This window comes from Mycobacterium gordonae, assembly GCF_001417955.2.
Taxonomy (GTDB): domain Bacteria; phylum Actinomycetota; class Actinomycetes; order Mycobacteriales; family Mycobacteriaceae; genus Mycobacterium; species Mycobacterium gordonae_B.
On sequence record NZ_LKTM01000168.1, the window covers coordinates 13,703 to 29,366 of the forward strand.

Below are 15,664 nucleotides of genomic sequence, written 5' to 3' on the forward strand. Positions count from 1 at the left end.
GATACTACGGATACCGAAATTTCGGTTTCCGAAGTAAATGAGGCGACATGGCCAATTTGACTGACGAGTTCGTTCCCACGGTGCTGGGCCGTCTGCACGTGCTGCGCCGGGGTAGCGGACCGGTGACTGTGCTGTGGCACAGCTTGTTCCTCGACTCCCGGTCGTGGGCGCCGTTGATCGATGCGCTGGCCGAGGTGGCTCCACGGCGCACGATTGTCGCCATCGACGGGCCGTCGCATGGCCGCAGCGAACCGGTTACCCGCGACTTCACGTTCGACGACTGCGCGCGCGTTGCGGGCGAAGTCCTGGACGGACTCGGCATCGACGAGCCGGTCGATTGGGTCGGCAACGCCTGGGGCGGCCATGTCGGCATCCTGCTGGCCGCGACCCAGCCGCGTCGGTTACGCACCCTGACCACCATCGGCACCCCCGTGCATGGCATCGACGCCCGATTTCGCCTCACCAAGGGCTGGCCATTGGTTCTGCTCTATCGACTGTTCGGGGCGACCCCGTTGGTGTGCGATCCGCTGTCGGTGGCGCTGCTGGGACCAAACGGTTCCGCGGAGGTGATGGACGCGTTCCGGCAGGCCGACCGCAGCGGTATGTATCACGCCGCGCGCTCGATGATGCTGAAGCGGCCCGACCTGCACGAGCGGCTGCCGCAGATCGCAGCGCCGACCCTGATGCTCGCCGCTCACGACGACGACGAAGGCTGGCCGCCGGAACAGGCCCGGGCTGCTTGCGCCGTGATGCGCGACGCGCGGGTCGACGTCGTCAGAGGTGGCGGCCGAGTGGCGCCGCTGCTGATCGATGCGCAAACGATCGCGCGGACGCTGGTCGAGTTCTGGGGGAACGTGTCGCCGCCCGCGCCGCGACACTGAACCTACGCACAGGACACGCCGGGGAAGGTGTGCGCGCTGTCAGTTTCGGCGGCGGCGGGCGCTCTCACAGCTCGGCGAGCAGCCCCGTCAGCACCTCTACACCTTCGGTCAGCAGCTCGTCGGTGATGGCCAGCGGCGGCAGCAGCCGGATGATGTTGCCGAACATGCCACAGGTCAGAACGATGACCCCGGCAGCGTGCGCCGCGGTCGCCACCCGTGACGTCAACTCCGGGTTGGGGTCGGAGGTGCCGGACTTCACCAGTTCCATCGCGATCATCGCGCCGCGGCCGCGCACGTCGCCGACCCGGTCGTCGGCGGCCTGCAATCGCAGCAGCGGCTCGGTGATCAGCCGCTCGATCTGCTGGGCCCGCTCGATCAGCCCCTCGTCCTCGATGGTCTTGATGGTGGCCAGTGCCGCCGCGCACGCGACAGGGTTGCCGCCGAACGTTCCGCCCAGTCCGCCGGCGTGTGGGGCGTCCATTACCTCGGCCCGGCCGGTGATCGCCGACAGCGGCAGCCCGTCGGCGATGCCCTTCGCCGTCACGATGATGTCGGGCTGAATGCCCTCGTGCTCGCAGGCGAACATGGCGCCGGTGCGCGCGAAGCCGGACTGCACCTCGTCGGCGATGAACACCACGTCGTTCTCCCGGCACCAGCGCAGCAGCGCGGGCAGGAAGCCCTCAGCCGGAACGATGAAACCGCCCTCGCCCTGGATCGGCTCGATGATGACCGCCGCCAGGTTCTGCGCGCCGACCTGCTTGTCCATCACGCTGATGGCGCGGGCCGCGGCCTTTTCACCGTCGGTGGCCAGTTCCTTGTCGAGCAATCCGTCCCGGTACGGATAGGACAGGGGAGCGCGGTAGATCTCCGGCGCGAACGGGCCGAAACCGCTCTTGTAGGGCATCGACTTGGCGGTCAGCGCCATCGTCAGATTGGTCCGGCCGTGGTAGGCGTGGTCGAACGCGACGACGGCCGACCTACCGGTGTACGCCCTCGCCACCTTGATCGAGCTCTCGACGGCCTCGGCGCCGGAGTTGAACAGCACCGAGCGCTTCTCGCCCTCACCCGGGGTGATCCGGTTCAGCTCCTCGGCCACTGCGACGTAGCCCTCGTACGGCGTCACCATGAAGCAGGTGTGCGTGAACTCGGCGACCTGCCGGCGCACGGCGTCCACGACGGGCGGCGCCGCGTTGCCGATCGTGGTGACCGCGATACCGGAACCCAAATCGATCAGCCGATTCCCGTCGACGTCCTCCACGACGCCCCCACCCGCGCGCGCCACGAACACCGGGAGGGTCACCCCGACGCCGTGCGACACCGCCTGGGTACGCCGCTTGTTGAGCTCCAGCGACGCGGGACCCGGGATTTCAGTGGCCAAATGACGGCTCTGATCGAGGCTGGCCACGGACTCCTCCTCCCGCGGACGCGCAGGTCACGTCGCGATCAAGAGCCTAGCCGGTGACCGGCGCGCAAGCGGCTTCAGCCGTGGCGGCGCCCGCCGGGTCGATGCCGGTCGGTTTGCGACCTGCGGGAATGGCACACTGGACCCTTAGCGACGTGAGCGAGCCCGGGTCAGACCGGCGCCACCCCCGGATCGTGCGGGGAATTTCGAGCACTACCGATACGAAAGACAGGCCTGTTGATGGAGAGTTTTGTCCTGTTCCTGCCGTTCCTGCTCATCATGGGCGGGTTCATGTACTTCGCGTCGCGACGGCAACGCAAGGCGATGCAGGCCACCATCGACCTGCACGAATCGCTGCAGCCGGGGGATCGGGTGCACACGACGTCCGGCTTGGAAGCGACCGTTGTCAGCTTCACCGACGACACCGTTGACCTCGAGATCGCACCTGGCGTCGTCACGACCTGGATGAAGCTGGCCGTGCGGGACCGGATCCTGCCCGACGACGATGAGGACTACGAGGTCGAGAGCGCCGCGGCGGAGCTGGGCGAGGACGAGACCGCCGACTCGGAGTCCGGCCGCGTCATCAAGGATTCCTGACCCGTACTGACCGCCGCGTGCGCGACACCGGTCGCGACGAGGCACGTAGTCTTTGCGGAGGCTCTGTCCGGGGCTGGACGGATCTTCAAGACCGATTTTCAAGGAGATAGAAGGAACGTGGCATCGTCTTCGGCGCCGGTGCAGCCTGCCCGCTATCTGTCGGTGTTCCTGCTCATGCTCGTCGGCGTCTACCTGCTGGTGTTTCTGACCGGGGATAAGAAGGCAAGCCCGAAGCTGGGCATCGACCTGCAGGGCGGCACCCGCGTGACGCTGACAGCGCGAACCCCGGACGGCTCGCGGCCCAGCCGGGACGCGCTGGCGCAGGCCCAGCAGATCATCAGCTCCCGGGTGAACGGGCTGGGCGTCTCCGGCTCGGAAGTCGTCGTCGACGGCGACAATCTGGTCATCACGGTGCCCGGCAGTGACGGCAACGAGGCGCGCGACCTCGGGCAGACGGCGCGGCTCTATATCCGCCCGGTGTTGAACTCGATGCCGGCGCAGAAGGCGCCGCAGGAGCCCAAACCGGGACAGCAGCCTGCTGGGGGCGAGCCGGGGGCCCCCGCGCCTGGCGCACCGGCACCTGAGCCCGGTGCACCGGCGCCCGCACCTGGCGCGCCCGGCGCGGCCGTTCCCGCGCCACCACAGTCGGGCGCCCCGGCACCGGCGCCGCCGCGCGGGCAGCCCAGGCCCTATCCGCAGGATCCCGCGCCCAGCCCGTCGCCCGCTCCCAGCCCCGCGCCGAGTCCCGCGCCGAGTCCCGCGCCCGCGCCGGGCAATTCGCCGGCGCCCAGTCCGGCCCCCGCGCCATCGCCGACGGGCGAGGCCCCGCCCACCGACGTTCCCGCCGCCCCGGACCCGCGCAAGGACCTGGCCGAGCGCATCGCGCAGGAAAAGAAGTGGCGCCAGAACACCAGCCAGTACATCCAGATGATCGCGCTGCAGTTCGAAGCCACCCGCTGCGACAAGGACGACATCCTGGCCGGCAACGACGACCCGAAGTTGCCGCTGGTCACCTGCTCGACGGACCACAAGACGGCCTACCTGCTGGCGCCCTCGATCATCAGCGGGGACCAGATTCAGGACGCCACCTCCGGGATGAACCAGAGCAGCCTGGGCTACGTGGTCGACCTGCAGTTCAAGAGCGCCGCGGCCAACGTCTGGGCCGACTACACGGCTGCGCACACCGGCACCCAGACCGCATTCACGCTGGACTCCCAGGTGGTCAGCGCGCCGATGATCAGGGAACCGATCCCAGGCGGACGGACCCAGATCAGCGGCGGCGACCCACCGTTCAGCGCGGCCACCGCCAAGCAGTTGGCCAACGTCCTGAAATACGGTTCGCTGCCCCTGTCGTTCGAATCATCGGAAGCCCAAACTGTCTCGGCGACACTGGGTTTGACGTCGTTGCGGGCCGGCCTGATCGCCGGCGGGATCGGCCTGCTGCTGGTGCTGGTGTACTCGCTGCTCTACTACCGGGTGTTGGGGGTGCTCACCGCGCTGTCGTTGGTCGCCTCCGGGGCAATGGTTTTCGCGATCCTGGTACTGCTGGGCCGGTACATCAACTACACCCTGGACCTGGCCGGGATCGCGGGTCTGATCATCGGTATCGGTACCACCGCCGACTCGTTCGTGGTGTTCTTCGAGCGCATCAAAGATGAGATCCGCGAGGGCCGTTCGTTCCGGTCGGCGGTCCCGCGCGGGTGGGCCCGGGCCCGCAAGACCATCGTGTCCGGTAACGCCGTGACCTTCCTGGCGGCCGCCGTGCTGTACTTCCTGGCGATCGGACAGGTGAAGGGATTCGCGTTCACCCTGGGGCTGACCACCATCCTCGACCTCGTGGTCGTGTTCCTGGTGACCTGGCCGCTGGTGTACCTGGCCTCCAAGTCCGCGCGACTGGGCAAGCCGGCGTACAACGGCCTGGGCGCAGTCCAGCAGGTCGCACGCGAGCGCCGGGCGTCGAGTTCGGCCGCCAAGACGGGACGGGGTTAAGCCATGGCGTCCAAGCCCGAAGCCAAAGTCATCGAAGCCGACGATGACTCGAAAACCACTGGGCCGCAACACAGTTTCCTCTCGCGGCTGTACACCGGCACCGGCGCCTTCGAGGTCGTCGGGCGCCGCAAACTCTGGTACGGCATCAGCGGGGCGATCATGGCGATCGCCATCCTGGCGATCCTGATCCGCGGGTTCACCTTCGGGATCGACTTCAAGGGCGGCACCACGGTCTCGATGCCGTCCGCGGGTACCTCGGGCACCATCCAGGTCACCCAGGTGGAAGATGTCTTCCACCGCACCATCGGCAAGGACCCCGAATCGGTGGTCACCGTCGGCAAGGGTTCGTCGGCGACCGTGCAGATCCGGTCCGAAACCCTGTCCAACGAGCAGACCGAGAAGCTGCGCAACGCGTTGTTCGACGCTTTCCACCCCAAGGGCCCGGACGGAAATCCGAGTAAGAAGGCCATCAGCGACGCGGCGGTGTCGGAAACCTGGGGCGGGCAGATCACCAAGAAGGCGGTGATCGCGCTGGTGGTGTTCCTGGTTCTGGTCGCCGTCTACATCACCGTGCGCTACGAGCGCTACATGACGCTGTCGGCGCTGGCGGCCATGATCTTCGACATCACCGTCACCGCCGGCGTGTATGCGGCGGTGGGCTTCGAAGTCACCCCCGCCACGGTGATCGGCCTGCTCACCATCCTCGGGTTCTCGATCTATGACACCGTCATCGTGTTCGACAAGGTGGAAGAGAACACGCACGGCTTCCAGCACACCACCCGGCGCACCTTCGCCGAGCAGGCCAACCTCGCCGTCAACCAGACGTTCATGCGCTCGATCAACACCAGCCTGATCTCGGTGCTGCCGGTGCTCGCGCTGATGGTGGTGGCGGTATGGCTGCTGGGCGTCGGCACGCTGAAGGACCTGGCGCTGGTGCAGCTCATCGGCATCATCGTGGGCACCTACTCGTCGATCTTCTTCGCCACGCCGCTGCTGGTGACCATGCGCGAACGCACCGAGCTGGTGCGCACGCACACCCGTCGGGTGCTCCGGCGACGCAGTGCCGGCGCGGTCCCCGAGAAGCCGGCCGCCAAGGACGCCAAAGCAGAGCCCGCCGACGGTGACGCCGAGGACGCCGAGGACGCCGCTACGACGGAACAGGCCACCGAGGTCGTCACCGTCAGCAAGCCGGCGGCCACCAACAAGCCGGCACCCGGTGCGCGACCTGCGCGTCCGACCGGTACGCGGCGTCCCACCGGCAAGCGAAACGCCGGCAAGCGGTAGGCCGGATGTCCACCTGGTCTCGCTGGCGGGGAGCCATGCTGGCCACTGGCGTGACGGCAGTGCTGGCGGCTTCCACGGTCACCGCGTGCTCGGGCAGCGCCGCGGGGCGGGTCGACTATGTCGTGGACGGCGTGCTGTCCACCTACAACACCAACACCGTGATCGGCGCCGCCTCGGCGGGTGCCCAGGCGTTCGCCCGCACCCTCACCGGCTTCGGCTACCACGGGCCGGACGGGCAGGTCGTCGCCGACCACGACTTCGGCACCATCTCGGTGGTGGGCGGCTCGCCCCTGGTGCTGGACTACCAAATCGCCGACAATGCCGTCTATTCCGATGGCAAGCCGGTGACCTGCGACGACCTGGTGCTGGCCTGGGCGGCCCAGTCGGGGCGCTTCGGAGGGTTCGACGCCGCCACCCAGGCCGGATACGTCGACATCGCGAACATCGAGTGCACACCCGGCCAGAAAAAGGCCCGGGTCTCATTCATCCCGGACCGCGGCGTCGTCGACTACACCCAGCTGTTCACCGCGACCTCGATGATGCCGTCGCACGTCATCTCCGACACCCTCGGCACCGACATCACCACGGCGTTGCTGACCAACAAGGGCGCGGTGGTGGAGCAGGTCGCGAAGGTGTGGAACAGCACCTGGGACCTCAAGCCGGGTATCGATCTCAAGCGGTTCCCGTCGTCCGGGCCGTACAAGATCGAGCGCGTGCTGGACGGCGGTGCGGTGGTGCTGGTGGCCAACGACCGCTGGTGGGGTGCCAAGGCGATCACCAAGCGGATCACCGTCTGGCCGCAGGGCGCTGACATCCAGGACCGGGTGAACAACCGCAGCGTCGACGTCGTCGATGTGGCGGCGGGATCGTCGGGTGCGCTGGCCACGCCGGACAACTACGAGCGGGCCGATGCGCCGTCAGCGGGCATCGAGCAGCTGATCTTCGCCGCGCAGGGCCCGTTGGCGACGAGCGCCGCGCGGCACGCGTTCGCGCTGTGCACACCTCGGGACGCGATCGCCCGGGACGCGGGCGTGCCGATCGCCAACTCGCGACTGTCCCCGGCGGCCGAGGACGCACTGTCCGCGGCCGAGGGCGCCAACGAGGCGGCCCAGTTCAGCAAGGCCGACCCGAACGCGGCGCGGGCCGCGCTGAACAACGTCGCGCTGACGGTGCGGATCGGTTACCGCGGACCCAACGCCCGGCTGGCCGCCACCGTCGGGTCCATCGCCGCCTCGTGCGCACCGGCCGGCATCACCGTCTCCAACGTGACGCTGGATACCTCGGGCCCGCAGGCGCTGCGGGACGGGAAGATCGACGTGTTGCTGGCCAGCACCGGGGGAGCCAGCGGCAGCGGGTCCACCGGATCGTCGTCGATGGATGCCTACGACCTGCACGGCGGCAATGGCAACAACCTGTCGGGTTACGCAAACCCGCAGGTGGACGGGATCATCGGCGCGCTGGCGGTCTCGGCGGACCCTGCTGAGCGGGCTCGGTTGCTGGCCGAGGGCGCGCCGATTCTGTGGGGCGACATGCCGACCCTGCCGTTGTACCGGCAGCAACGCACCTTATTGATGTCGAAGAAGATGTACGCGGTGAGCCGAAATCCGACGCGCTGGGGGGTCGGCTGGAACATGGACCGATGGGCCCTGATGCAATGAGGCAGCGGTGAGCACTGTCCCGGCCATGATCACGTCGCTGTCCCGTACCGTCCCTGACTTCCCGGAACCCGGCGTCCTGTTCCGTGACCTCACCCCGGTATTCGCCGACCGGGACGCGCTGGCCGCGATCACCGACGGTCTGGCAGCCGCCGCGGTCGGCTCCGACCTGGTGGCGGGCATCGATTCGCGCGGTTTTCTGCTTGCCGCGGCCGTCGCCACCCGGTTACGCACCGGCGTGTTGGCGATCCGCAAGGGTGGCAAACTCCCGCCGCCGGTACTGAGCGAGGACTACGAGCGGGAGTACGGCGCGGCCACCATCGAGATCCCCGCCGACGGGATCGAGCTGGCGGGCCTTCGGGTCACGGTCATCGACGACGTGCTGGCCACCGGCGGTAGCGTCGGCGCCGCGCAGCGGTTGCTCGAGCGGGTCGGCGCTCACGTCACCGGTGCGGCGGTCGTCATGGAGCTGGAGGCGCTGGGCGGCCGTGCGGCGATCGCGCCGTTGCCCCTGCACAGCCTGAGCCGCGCATAGCAGTCAGCCAACGGGAAGGAAAGCGTGATGGGTGGCAAGGGTGTCGACGGCGCGGCCAACCCGCGGCCACGGCCTGACGGGGTCAGCGATGCCACGGTAGAGGCGGTCGGGTCGGTGACCGAAGCGCTGGAGTGGGTGGAGCGGGCCCGCGGCCACCTGTACTCGTTCCACCAGCTCATGGGACACGCGGACCTGCTGCTCGGCGAGGCCTGCGACAAGTTGCGTGCCGCCGGGCACGACGACATCGCCCAACGGCTCGAGCAAGACATGGTAGGCCGCAACGTGCTGCAGGGACGCTGGACGTTTCAGATCGTCGAGGAATTCGACGACGACTACTGGTCGCCGTTCCGCGACCATGAGCGCCGGGTCCGTGACGAACTGCAGGGCGGCATGCGGCACATCTTCGAATCCGAGATGAAAGAAGACCGCCGCACAGTCGGCCGTCGACACCACGAGGCCCGCCCTGACGGAACACCGGATACCTGAACGACCGGTGCGGACCAGATATCCTCTAAGCGGAGGTGACTGACGTGGCGGAAGACCAGAGCACGTTGCAGGCTGCCGCGCCACCGACCGAACCGCTGCCCGTCGCGGACATTCCCGAGCCGCCGGTAGAGCCGCTCAAGACCACGACCAGCGCGTCCCGCCGGGTCCGGGCCCGGCTGGCGCGACGGATGACGGCCCGCAGCGGCGCCATCAACCCGGTTCTGGAGCCGCTGATCGCGGTGCACCGGGAGGTCTATCCGAAAGCGGATCTGGCGATCCTGCAGCGGGCCTACGAGGTCGCCGACCAGCGGCACGCCACCCAGTTCCGGCACTCCGGTGACCCCTACATCACCCACCCGCTGGCCGTCGCCAACATCCTGGCGGAATTGGGCATGGACACCACGACGTTGGTGGCCGCCCTGTTGCACGACACCGTCGAGGACACCGGGTACACCATCGAGCAACTGTCCGAAGACTTCGGCGAAGAGGTGGGCCACCTCGTCGACGGCGTGACCAAGCTGGACCGGGTGGTGTTGGGCAGCGCCGCCGAGGGCGAGACGATCCGCAAGATGATCACCGCGATGGCGCGCGACCCGCGGGTGCTGGTGATCAAGGTGGCCGACCGGCTGCACAACATGCGCACCATGCGCTTCCTACCGCCGGAGAAGCAGGCGCGCAAGGCCCGCGAGACTCTGGAAGTGATTGCGCCACTGGCGCACCGGCTCGGGATGGCCAGCGTCAAATGGGAGCTCGAGGATCTGTCGTTCGCGATCCTGCACCCCAAGAAGTACGAGGAGATCGTCCGGCTGGTCGCCGGTCGCGCGCCCTCCCGCGACACCTACCTGGCCAAGGTGCGCACTGAGATCACCAACACCCTGAACGGATCGAAGATCAAGGCGACGGTGGAGGGCCGGCCCAAGCACTACTGGTCGATCTACCAGAAGATGATCGTCAAGGGCCGCGACTTCGACGACATCCACGACCTGGTCGGGATCCGGATTCTGTGCGACGAGATCCGCGACTGCTATGCCGCTGTGGGCGTGGTGCATTCGCTGTGGCAGCCGATGGCGGGCCGGTTCAAGGACTACATCGCCCAGCCCAGATACGGCGTGTACCAGTCGCTGCACACCACTGTCGTCGGCCCGGAGGGCAAGCCGCTGGAGGTGCAGATCCGCACCCGCGACATGCACAAGACGGCCGAGTTCGGCATCGCCGCGCACTGGCGTTACAAGGAAGCCAAGGGCCGCAACGGCGTTCCGCACCCACATGCCGCCGCGGAGATCGACGACATGGCCTGGATGCGGCAACTGCTCGACTGGCAACGGGAGGCCGCCGACCCCGGCGAGTTCCTCGAGTCGTTGCGTTACGACCTTGCGGTGCAAGAGATCTTCGTGTTCTCGCCCAAAGGTGACGTCTTCACGCTGCCGACGGGATCCACGCCGGTGGACTTCGCCTACGCCGTCCACACCGAGGTCGGTCACCGCTGCATCGGCGCCCGGGTCAACGGACGACTGGTCGCGCTGGAGCGCAAGCTCGAAAACGGGGAAGTCGTCGAGGTTTTCACCTCCAAGGCCCAGAATGCCGGGCCGTCGCGGGACTGGCAGCAGTTCGTGGTGTCGCCGCGGGCCAAGTCGAAGATCCGGCAGTGGTTCGCCAAGGAGCGCCGTGAGGAGGCGCTGGAGGCCGGCAAGGAAGTCATGGCCCGCGAGGTGCGCCGTGGCGGACTTCCGTTGCAGCGCTTGGTCAATGGCGAGTCGATGGCCGCGGTGGCCCGCGAGTTGCACTATGCCGACGTGTCGGCGATGTACACCGCGATCGGGGAGGGGCACGTCTCGGCCCGCCACGTGGTGCAGCGACTGCTGGCCGAACTCGGTGGCCTCGACCAGGCCGAGGAGGAACTGGCCGAGCGGTCCACACCGACGACCATGCTGCGCCGTCCCCGCAGCACCGAGGATGTCGGCGTCTCGGTCCCCGGTGCGCCGGGCGTGCTGACCAAGCTGGCCAAGTGCTGCACCCCGGTGCCCGGCGACCAGATCATGGGATTCGTCACCCGCGGCGGCGGTGTGAGTGTGCACCGCACCGACTGCACCAATGCGGCATCGCTGCAGCAGCAGGCCGAGCGCATCATCGAGGTGCTGTGGGCGCCGTCGGCCTCCTCGGTGTTCCTGGTGGCGATTCAGGTGGAGGCGCTGGACCGCCACCGCCTGCTGTCGGACATCACCCGGGTGCTCGCCGACGAGAAGGTGAACATTCTCTCGGCGTCGGTCACCACGTCAGGTGACCGGGTGGCCATCAGCCGCTTCACCTTCGAGATGGGTGACCCCAAGCACCTGGGGCACCTGCTCAACGTGGTGCGCAACGTCGAGGGTGTGTACGACGTGTACCGGGTGACGTCAGCTTCTTAAGGCGTCCTACGGCGAACCCGACTCGGTCGTGGTGTCGTAGGTGCCGTTCTGCTCGACTCCGGACGTGTCGCTGACGTCGGTCGACGTCTCGGTTGTCGTCTCCGGTGCCCGGCTGGTGGTCGTCACCGTGGTGCGCGTCGTCGGGCTGTTTGACCCGCCGTCGTCGCCGCTGGTCAGGAACGCGATCAGCGCGGCCACCAACACCAATGCCAGGCCCGAGCCCGCGACGGTCGCGATCAGCATGGTGCGACTCGCCTTGTCCGTCTCCGGCACGTCCGGCGGTTGATGTGGGTTCGGCGGGCCCAGGCCGGCGTGCGCCTCGGCCGGCGGCGGTGGCGGCAACGCCATCCCGGCGCCCCCCAACGCCGCCCGAGCGGCCTCGGCGAGTTCGGTCACCGTCTGGTACCGGGCCTCCGGGTCTTTGGCCATCCCGCGGGCGACCACCGCATCGAAGGCCGGCGGCACGTCACGGCGGGTCGCCGTCGGGCGCGGCGGCGGCGCGTGAAGATGACCGGAGATCTGCTCCTCGAAGCTGTCGCCGGGATAGGGCCGCGCGCCGGTCAGGCACTCATACAACGTGCAGGCCAGCGCGTACACGTCGGCGCGGGGGTCGGTGATACCGCGAAAGCGTTCGGGCGCCAGGTAGGCCAGCGTGCCCATCGTCATCCCGGTCTGCGTCAGGGCCGTGTCGGTGGTGGCGCGGGCGATCCCGAAGTCGATCAGGTAGACGAAGTTGCGGGCGTTGGCGACCAGAATGTTCGACGGCTTGACGTCGCGGTGCACCAGCCCCACCTGGTGCGCACTCTCCAGAGCGGCCGCCGTCTGCTCGATGATCGCGACGGTCTGGGCCGGGCTGAGCCGGCCGCCGTTCTCGGCGATGAACTTCGTCAGGTCGCGGCCCTCGACCAGACGCATGTCGACATACAGTCGCCCGTCGATCTCACCGAAGCTGTGGATGGGCACGACGTGCGGGTCGTTGAGGCTGGCGGCCGTGCGTGCCTCGCGCCGGAACCGGTGCTCGAACTCCTTGTCCTCGGCCAGATTCTCCGGCAGCAGCTTGATGGCGACGATGCGGTCGGTCTGGGTGTCGTAGGCGCGGTAGACCTGCCCCATGCCGCCTCGCCCCAGCAGCCCCTGCAGCTGGTACCGACCGAACGAGCTCTCGGCCACGAATCTCCTCCCGTAAGCCGCCGCCGACCCCGGGGCTCTACGTTAGTCGAGCAGGATGGAAGTAATGGTCACATCCACAGCGGGTGGGCCGTCTTCGCCGCCGCCCGCGACCCCGGCCGCCGCGATCTTGTCCAGCGTGGCCAGGCCGTCGTCCTGGATCTTGCCGAAAACGGTGTACTCCGGCGGCAGCGCCGAGTCGCGGTAGACCAGGAAGAACTGGCTGCTGTTGGTGTTCGGTCCGGCGTTGGCCATCGCGATGGTGCCGCGCGGATAGATCACCGGCTCCTTGAGCTTGGGGTCGTTGGCGGGGTACTGGTTGGTGGGGTATTCGTTGGCGAACTGGTATCCGGGGCCGCCGGTTCCGTCACCCTTCGGGTCGCCGCACTGCAGCACCGACAGCGACGGCGAAGTGGTCAGCCGGTGGCACTTGGTGTCCTTGAAAAAGCCCTGGTTGGTCAGACTGGCGAAACTGTTCACCGTGCACGGTGATTCGTTGTTGGCCAGCAGCAGGCCCAGGTTGCCCTGGCTGGTCACCATGCTGACGCTCACCTGGGCCGGCTCGGTGGGAACCTTGCCGGTCCGCGGCGGCTTGACGGGCTTGACGGCCTTGTCCGGCGACGCAGGGTACTGGCAGTTGGCGCCGAGGTTGGCCGGCGCCTTGAACGGCGGCAACGGCACGGCGTTGCCGAGCTGCACCGGTGGCAGACCTGCGGCCGACGGGCTGGGCGCGGCGCTGCTCGACGTGGGCGAAGCCGAGGGGTTGGCTTTGTTGTCGTCCTTGCTGACGACGACGGCGACCACGACGGCCGCCACCACCGCCACGGCGGCGACCGCGCCCCCGGCGATCGTCAGGATGCGGCGCCTTTTGGCCTGCTTGGCGCGGCGCTCCAGCTGCCGCTCGAGTTTGCGCTTTGCTGTCGCACGTCGCTGCTGATTGGTCGGCACGGCCGCTATCTTTCCATGGCTCGCGGGATGGGAAACTGGGACCGTGTTGATCACCGGATTTCCGGCCGGATTGTTGCAGTGCAACTGTTACGTGATGGCCGAGCGGCCAGGCTCTGACGCCATCATCGTCGATCCCGGCCAGCGCGCGATGGGCCAGTTGCGGCAGATACTGGACAAGAATCGGTTGACTCCGGCCGCTGTGCTGATCACCCACGGCCATATCGACCACATGTGGTCCGCCCAGAAGGTCTCGGACACGTTCGGCTGCCCGACCTACATCCATCCCGAGGACCGGTTCATGCTGAAAGACCCGATCTACGGCATGGGGCCGCGGCTCGCGCAGGTGTTCGCCGGCGCGTTCTTCCGGGAGCCCAGGCAGGTCGTCGAGCTGGACCGCGACGGCGACAAGATCGACCTGGGCGGCATCTCCGTCAACATCGACCACACCCCCGGGCACACGCGGGGATCGGTGTGTTTCCGCATCCTGCAGGCCGCCAAGAACGAGGCGGACGTGGTGTTCAGCGGCGACACCCTGTTCGAGCGGTCCATCGGCCGCAGCGACCTGTTCGGCGGCAGCGGACGTGACCTGTTGCGCTCTATCGTCAATAAACTGTTGGTGCTCGACGACAAGACCGTGGTACTACCCGGACATGGCAACTCCACCACCATCGGCGCCGAACGCCGGTACAACCCGTTCATCGAAGGCCTGAGCCCGTGACGGAATTCGTTGCACCAAAAGGTGTTCCGGACTACATCCCGCCGGATTCCGCGGAGTTCGTCGCCGTGCGCGACGGGCTTTTGTCCGCAGCCCGGCGGGCCGGCTACGGCCACATCGAGCTGCCGATCTTCGAGGACACCGCGCTGTTCGCCCGTGGGGTGGGGGAGTCCACCGACGTGGTGTCCAAGGAGATGTACACCTTCTCCGACCGCGGCGACCGCTCGGTGACGCTGCGGCCCGAGGGCACCGCGGGGGTGGTGCGCGCGGTGATCGAGCACAGCCTGGATCGCGGCGCGCTGCCGGTCAAGCTGTGCTACGCGGGTCCGTTCTTCCGCTACGAGCGCCCGCAGGCCGGCCGGTACCGCCAGTTGCAACAGGTGGGCGTCGAAGCGATCGGGGTCGACGACCCGGCGCTGGACGCCGAGGTGATCGCCGTCGCCGACGCCGGGTTCCGGTCGTTGGGCCTGGACGGCTTCCGGTTGGAGATCACCTCGCTGGGCGACGACAGCTGCCGTCCGCAATATCGGGAACTGTTGCAGGACTTCCTTTTCGGCCTCGACCTCGACGAGCCGACCCGGCAGCGGGCTGCGTTGAACCCGCTGCGGGTGCTCGACGACAAGCGTCCCGAGGTCAAGGCGATGACGGCCGACGCGCCGGTGCTGCTCGATCATCTCTCCGATGGGGCCAAGCAACATTTCGACACCGTGCTGGCTCACCTGGATGCTTTGCGGGTTCCTTACGTCATCAACCCGCGCATGGTCCGCGGTCTGGACTACTACACCAAGACCACCTTCGAGTTCGTGCACGACGGGCTGGGTGCGCAGTCCGGCATCGGCGGCGGCGGCCGTTATGACGGACTGATGAAAGAGCTTGGCGGACAGGACCTGTCCGGCATCGGCTTCGGCCTCGGGGTGGACCGGACGCTGCTGGCACTGCGCGCCGAGGGTAAGAGCGTGGGCTCGACGGCGCGGTGTGAGGTGTTCGGTGTGCCGCTCAGCGAGGCGGCCAAGTTGCGGTTGGCGGTGCTGGGGGCTGAGCTGCGGGGTGCCGGTGTCCGCGTCGACCTGGCCTACGGTGACCGCGGGCTCAAGGGTGCGATGCGAGCCGCCGACCGCTCGGGCGCGCGGTTGGCACTGGTGGCCGGGGACCGCGATCTGGAAGCAGGCACCATCGGCGTCAAAGACCTGGGGTCGGGGGAGCAGGTGTCGGTTCCGGTGAATGCTGTGGTCGCTGAGGTGCTTTCGCGGCTGGGGTGAGGGCTTGCCCGGCGCTCGGCCCCGCGAGCGTGCGCGTGTTGCCGGCGACACGCCGTAGATCGCGTACATTTGCGCGCGCTCGCGGCGGGGGTGCGGTGGCGCGCCCGGCCCCCAACCGCGAACGTGCGCGTGTTGCCGGCGACACGCCGTAGATCGCGTACATTTGCGCGCGCTCGCGCCAGGGGGTCGTGGGCGGGCCCGGCCCCCAACCCGCGAGCGTGCGCGTGTTGCCGGCGACACGCGGTAGCTCGCGTACATTTGCGCGCGCTCGCGCCAGGGGGTCGTGGGCCTGCCCGGCGCTCGGCAACACGCCCACCCCCTTGACGGGACATCGAACTCTT

General features: G+C 68.3%; 13 protein-coding genes. 10 read left to right on the forward strand and 3 right to left on the reverse strand.

Translation table 11 applies throughout. The features are described 5' to 3' along the window. The first annotated feature begins 47 nt into the window (after positions 1-47). Complete coding sequence (locus AO501_RS14230) at positions 48-881, forward strand: alpha/beta fold hydrolase (RefSeq protein ID WP_055578333.1); 834 nt, start codon at positions 48-50, stop codon at positions 879-881. A gap of 64 nt (positions 882-945) precedes the next feature. Here AO501_RS14230 and gabT read toward each other — a convergent pair whose 3' ends face one another. Continuing rightward, positions 946-2,286 carry a 4-aminobutyrate--2-oxoglutarate transaminase gene (gene gabT, locus AO501_RS14235; protein WP_055578334.1) on the reverse strand — a complete coding sequence of 447 codons (1,341 nt, stop codon included), beginning with the start codon at positions 2,284-2,286 and terminating at the stop codon, positions 946-948. A gap of 237 nt (positions 2,287-2,523) precedes the next feature. Here gabT and yajC point away from each other — a divergent pair, with 237 nt between their 5' ends. The 7 genes from yajC to AO501_RS14270 all read left to right on the forward strand — a co-directional run bounded on the left by yajC (position 2,524) and on the right by AO501_RS14270 (position 11,234). Next, entirely contained in the window at positions 2,524-2,880 is a 357-nt protein-coding gene (gene yajC / locus AO501_RS14240) for a preprotein translocase subunit YajC (RefSeq protein WP_055578335.1), read from the forward strand. Between the two features lie 117 nt (positions 2,881-2,997). Then, complete coding sequence (secD, locus tag AO501_RS14245) at positions 2,998-4,869, forward strand: protein translocase subunit SecD (RefSeq protein ID WP_055578336.1); 1,872 nt, start codon at positions 2,998-3,000, stop codon at positions 4,867-4,869. Positions 4,870-4,872: 3 nt separating this feature from the next. Then, on the forward strand, positions 4,873-6,153 hold the full coding sequence (secF, locus tag AO501_RS14250; RefSeq protein ID WP_055578337.1) for a protein translocase subunit SecF: 1,281 nt from the start codon (positions 4,873-4,875) through the stop codon (positions 6,151-6,153). A gap of 5 nt (positions 6,154-6,158) precedes the next feature. Next, the gene (locus AO501_RS14255) at positions 6,159-7,811 is read left to right on the forward strand and encodes an ABC transporter substrate-binding protein (protein WP_055578338.1); all 1,653 of its coding nucleotides are present in this window, start codon (positions 6,159-6,161) and stop codon (positions 7,809-7,811) included. A gap of 25 nt (positions 7,812-7,836) precedes the next feature. Beyond that, entirely contained in the window at positions 7,837-8,343 is a 507-nt protein-coding gene (locus AO501_RS14260; RefSeq protein ID WP_055578379.1) for an adenine phosphoribosyltransferase, read from the forward strand. A 27-nt stretch (positions 8,344-8,370) separates the two neighbouring features. Further along, positions 8,371-8,829 carry a hypothetical protein gene (locus tag AO501_RS14265; protein WP_055578339.1) on the forward strand — a complete coding sequence of 153 codons (459 nt, stop codon included), beginning with the start codon at positions 8,371-8,373 and terminating at the stop codon, positions 8,827-8,829. A gap of 44 nt (positions 8,830-8,873) precedes the next feature. Further along, a complete protein-coding gene (locus tag AO501_RS14270) occupies positions 8,874-11,234 on the forward strand; it encodes a RelA/SpoT family protein (RefSeq protein ID WP_055578380.1) in 2,361 nt (786 codons plus the stop codon). 6 nt (positions 11,235-11,240) lie between these two features. On the opposite strand, the gene AO501_RS14275 is transcribed toward AO501_RS14270, so the two are convergent. Together AO501_RS14275 and AO501_RS14280 are read right to left on the reverse strand one after the other, a co-directional pair. Next, positions 11,241-12,404, reverse strand: coding sequence for a serine/threonine-protein kinase (locus AO501_RS14275; RefSeq protein WP_055578340.1), 1,164 nt, complete (start codon positions 12,402-12,404; stop codon positions 11,241-11,243). 42 nt (positions 12,405-12,446) lie between these two features. Continuing rightward, positions 12,447-13,349, reverse strand: a complete 903-nt coding sequence (locus AO501_RS14280; RefSeq protein ID WP_055578341.1) for a peptidylprolyl isomerase — start codon at positions 13,347-13,349, stop codon at positions 12,447-12,449. Positions 13,350-13,392: 43 nt separating this feature from the next. Between AO501_RS14280 and AO501_RS14285 the strand changes: the two genes are divergently transcribed. Both AO501_RS14285 and hisS read left to right on the forward strand, forming a co-directional pair. Then, a complete protein-coding gene (locus tag AO501_RS14285) occupies positions 13,393-14,067 on the forward strand; it encodes an MBL fold metallo-hydrolase (RefSeq protein ID WP_055578342.1) in 675 nt (224 codons plus the stop codon). After that, positions 14,064-15,323 (forward strand): histidine--tRNA ligase, encoded by a 1,260-nt coding sequence (gene hisS, locus AO501_RS14290; RefSeq protein ID WP_055578343.1) that lies wholly within the window; start codon positions 14,064-14,066, stop codon positions 15,321-15,323. The genes AO501_RS14285 and hisS overlap by 4 nt, the downstream gene beginning before the upstream one ends. Positions 15,324-15,664: the final 341 nt, after the last annotated feature.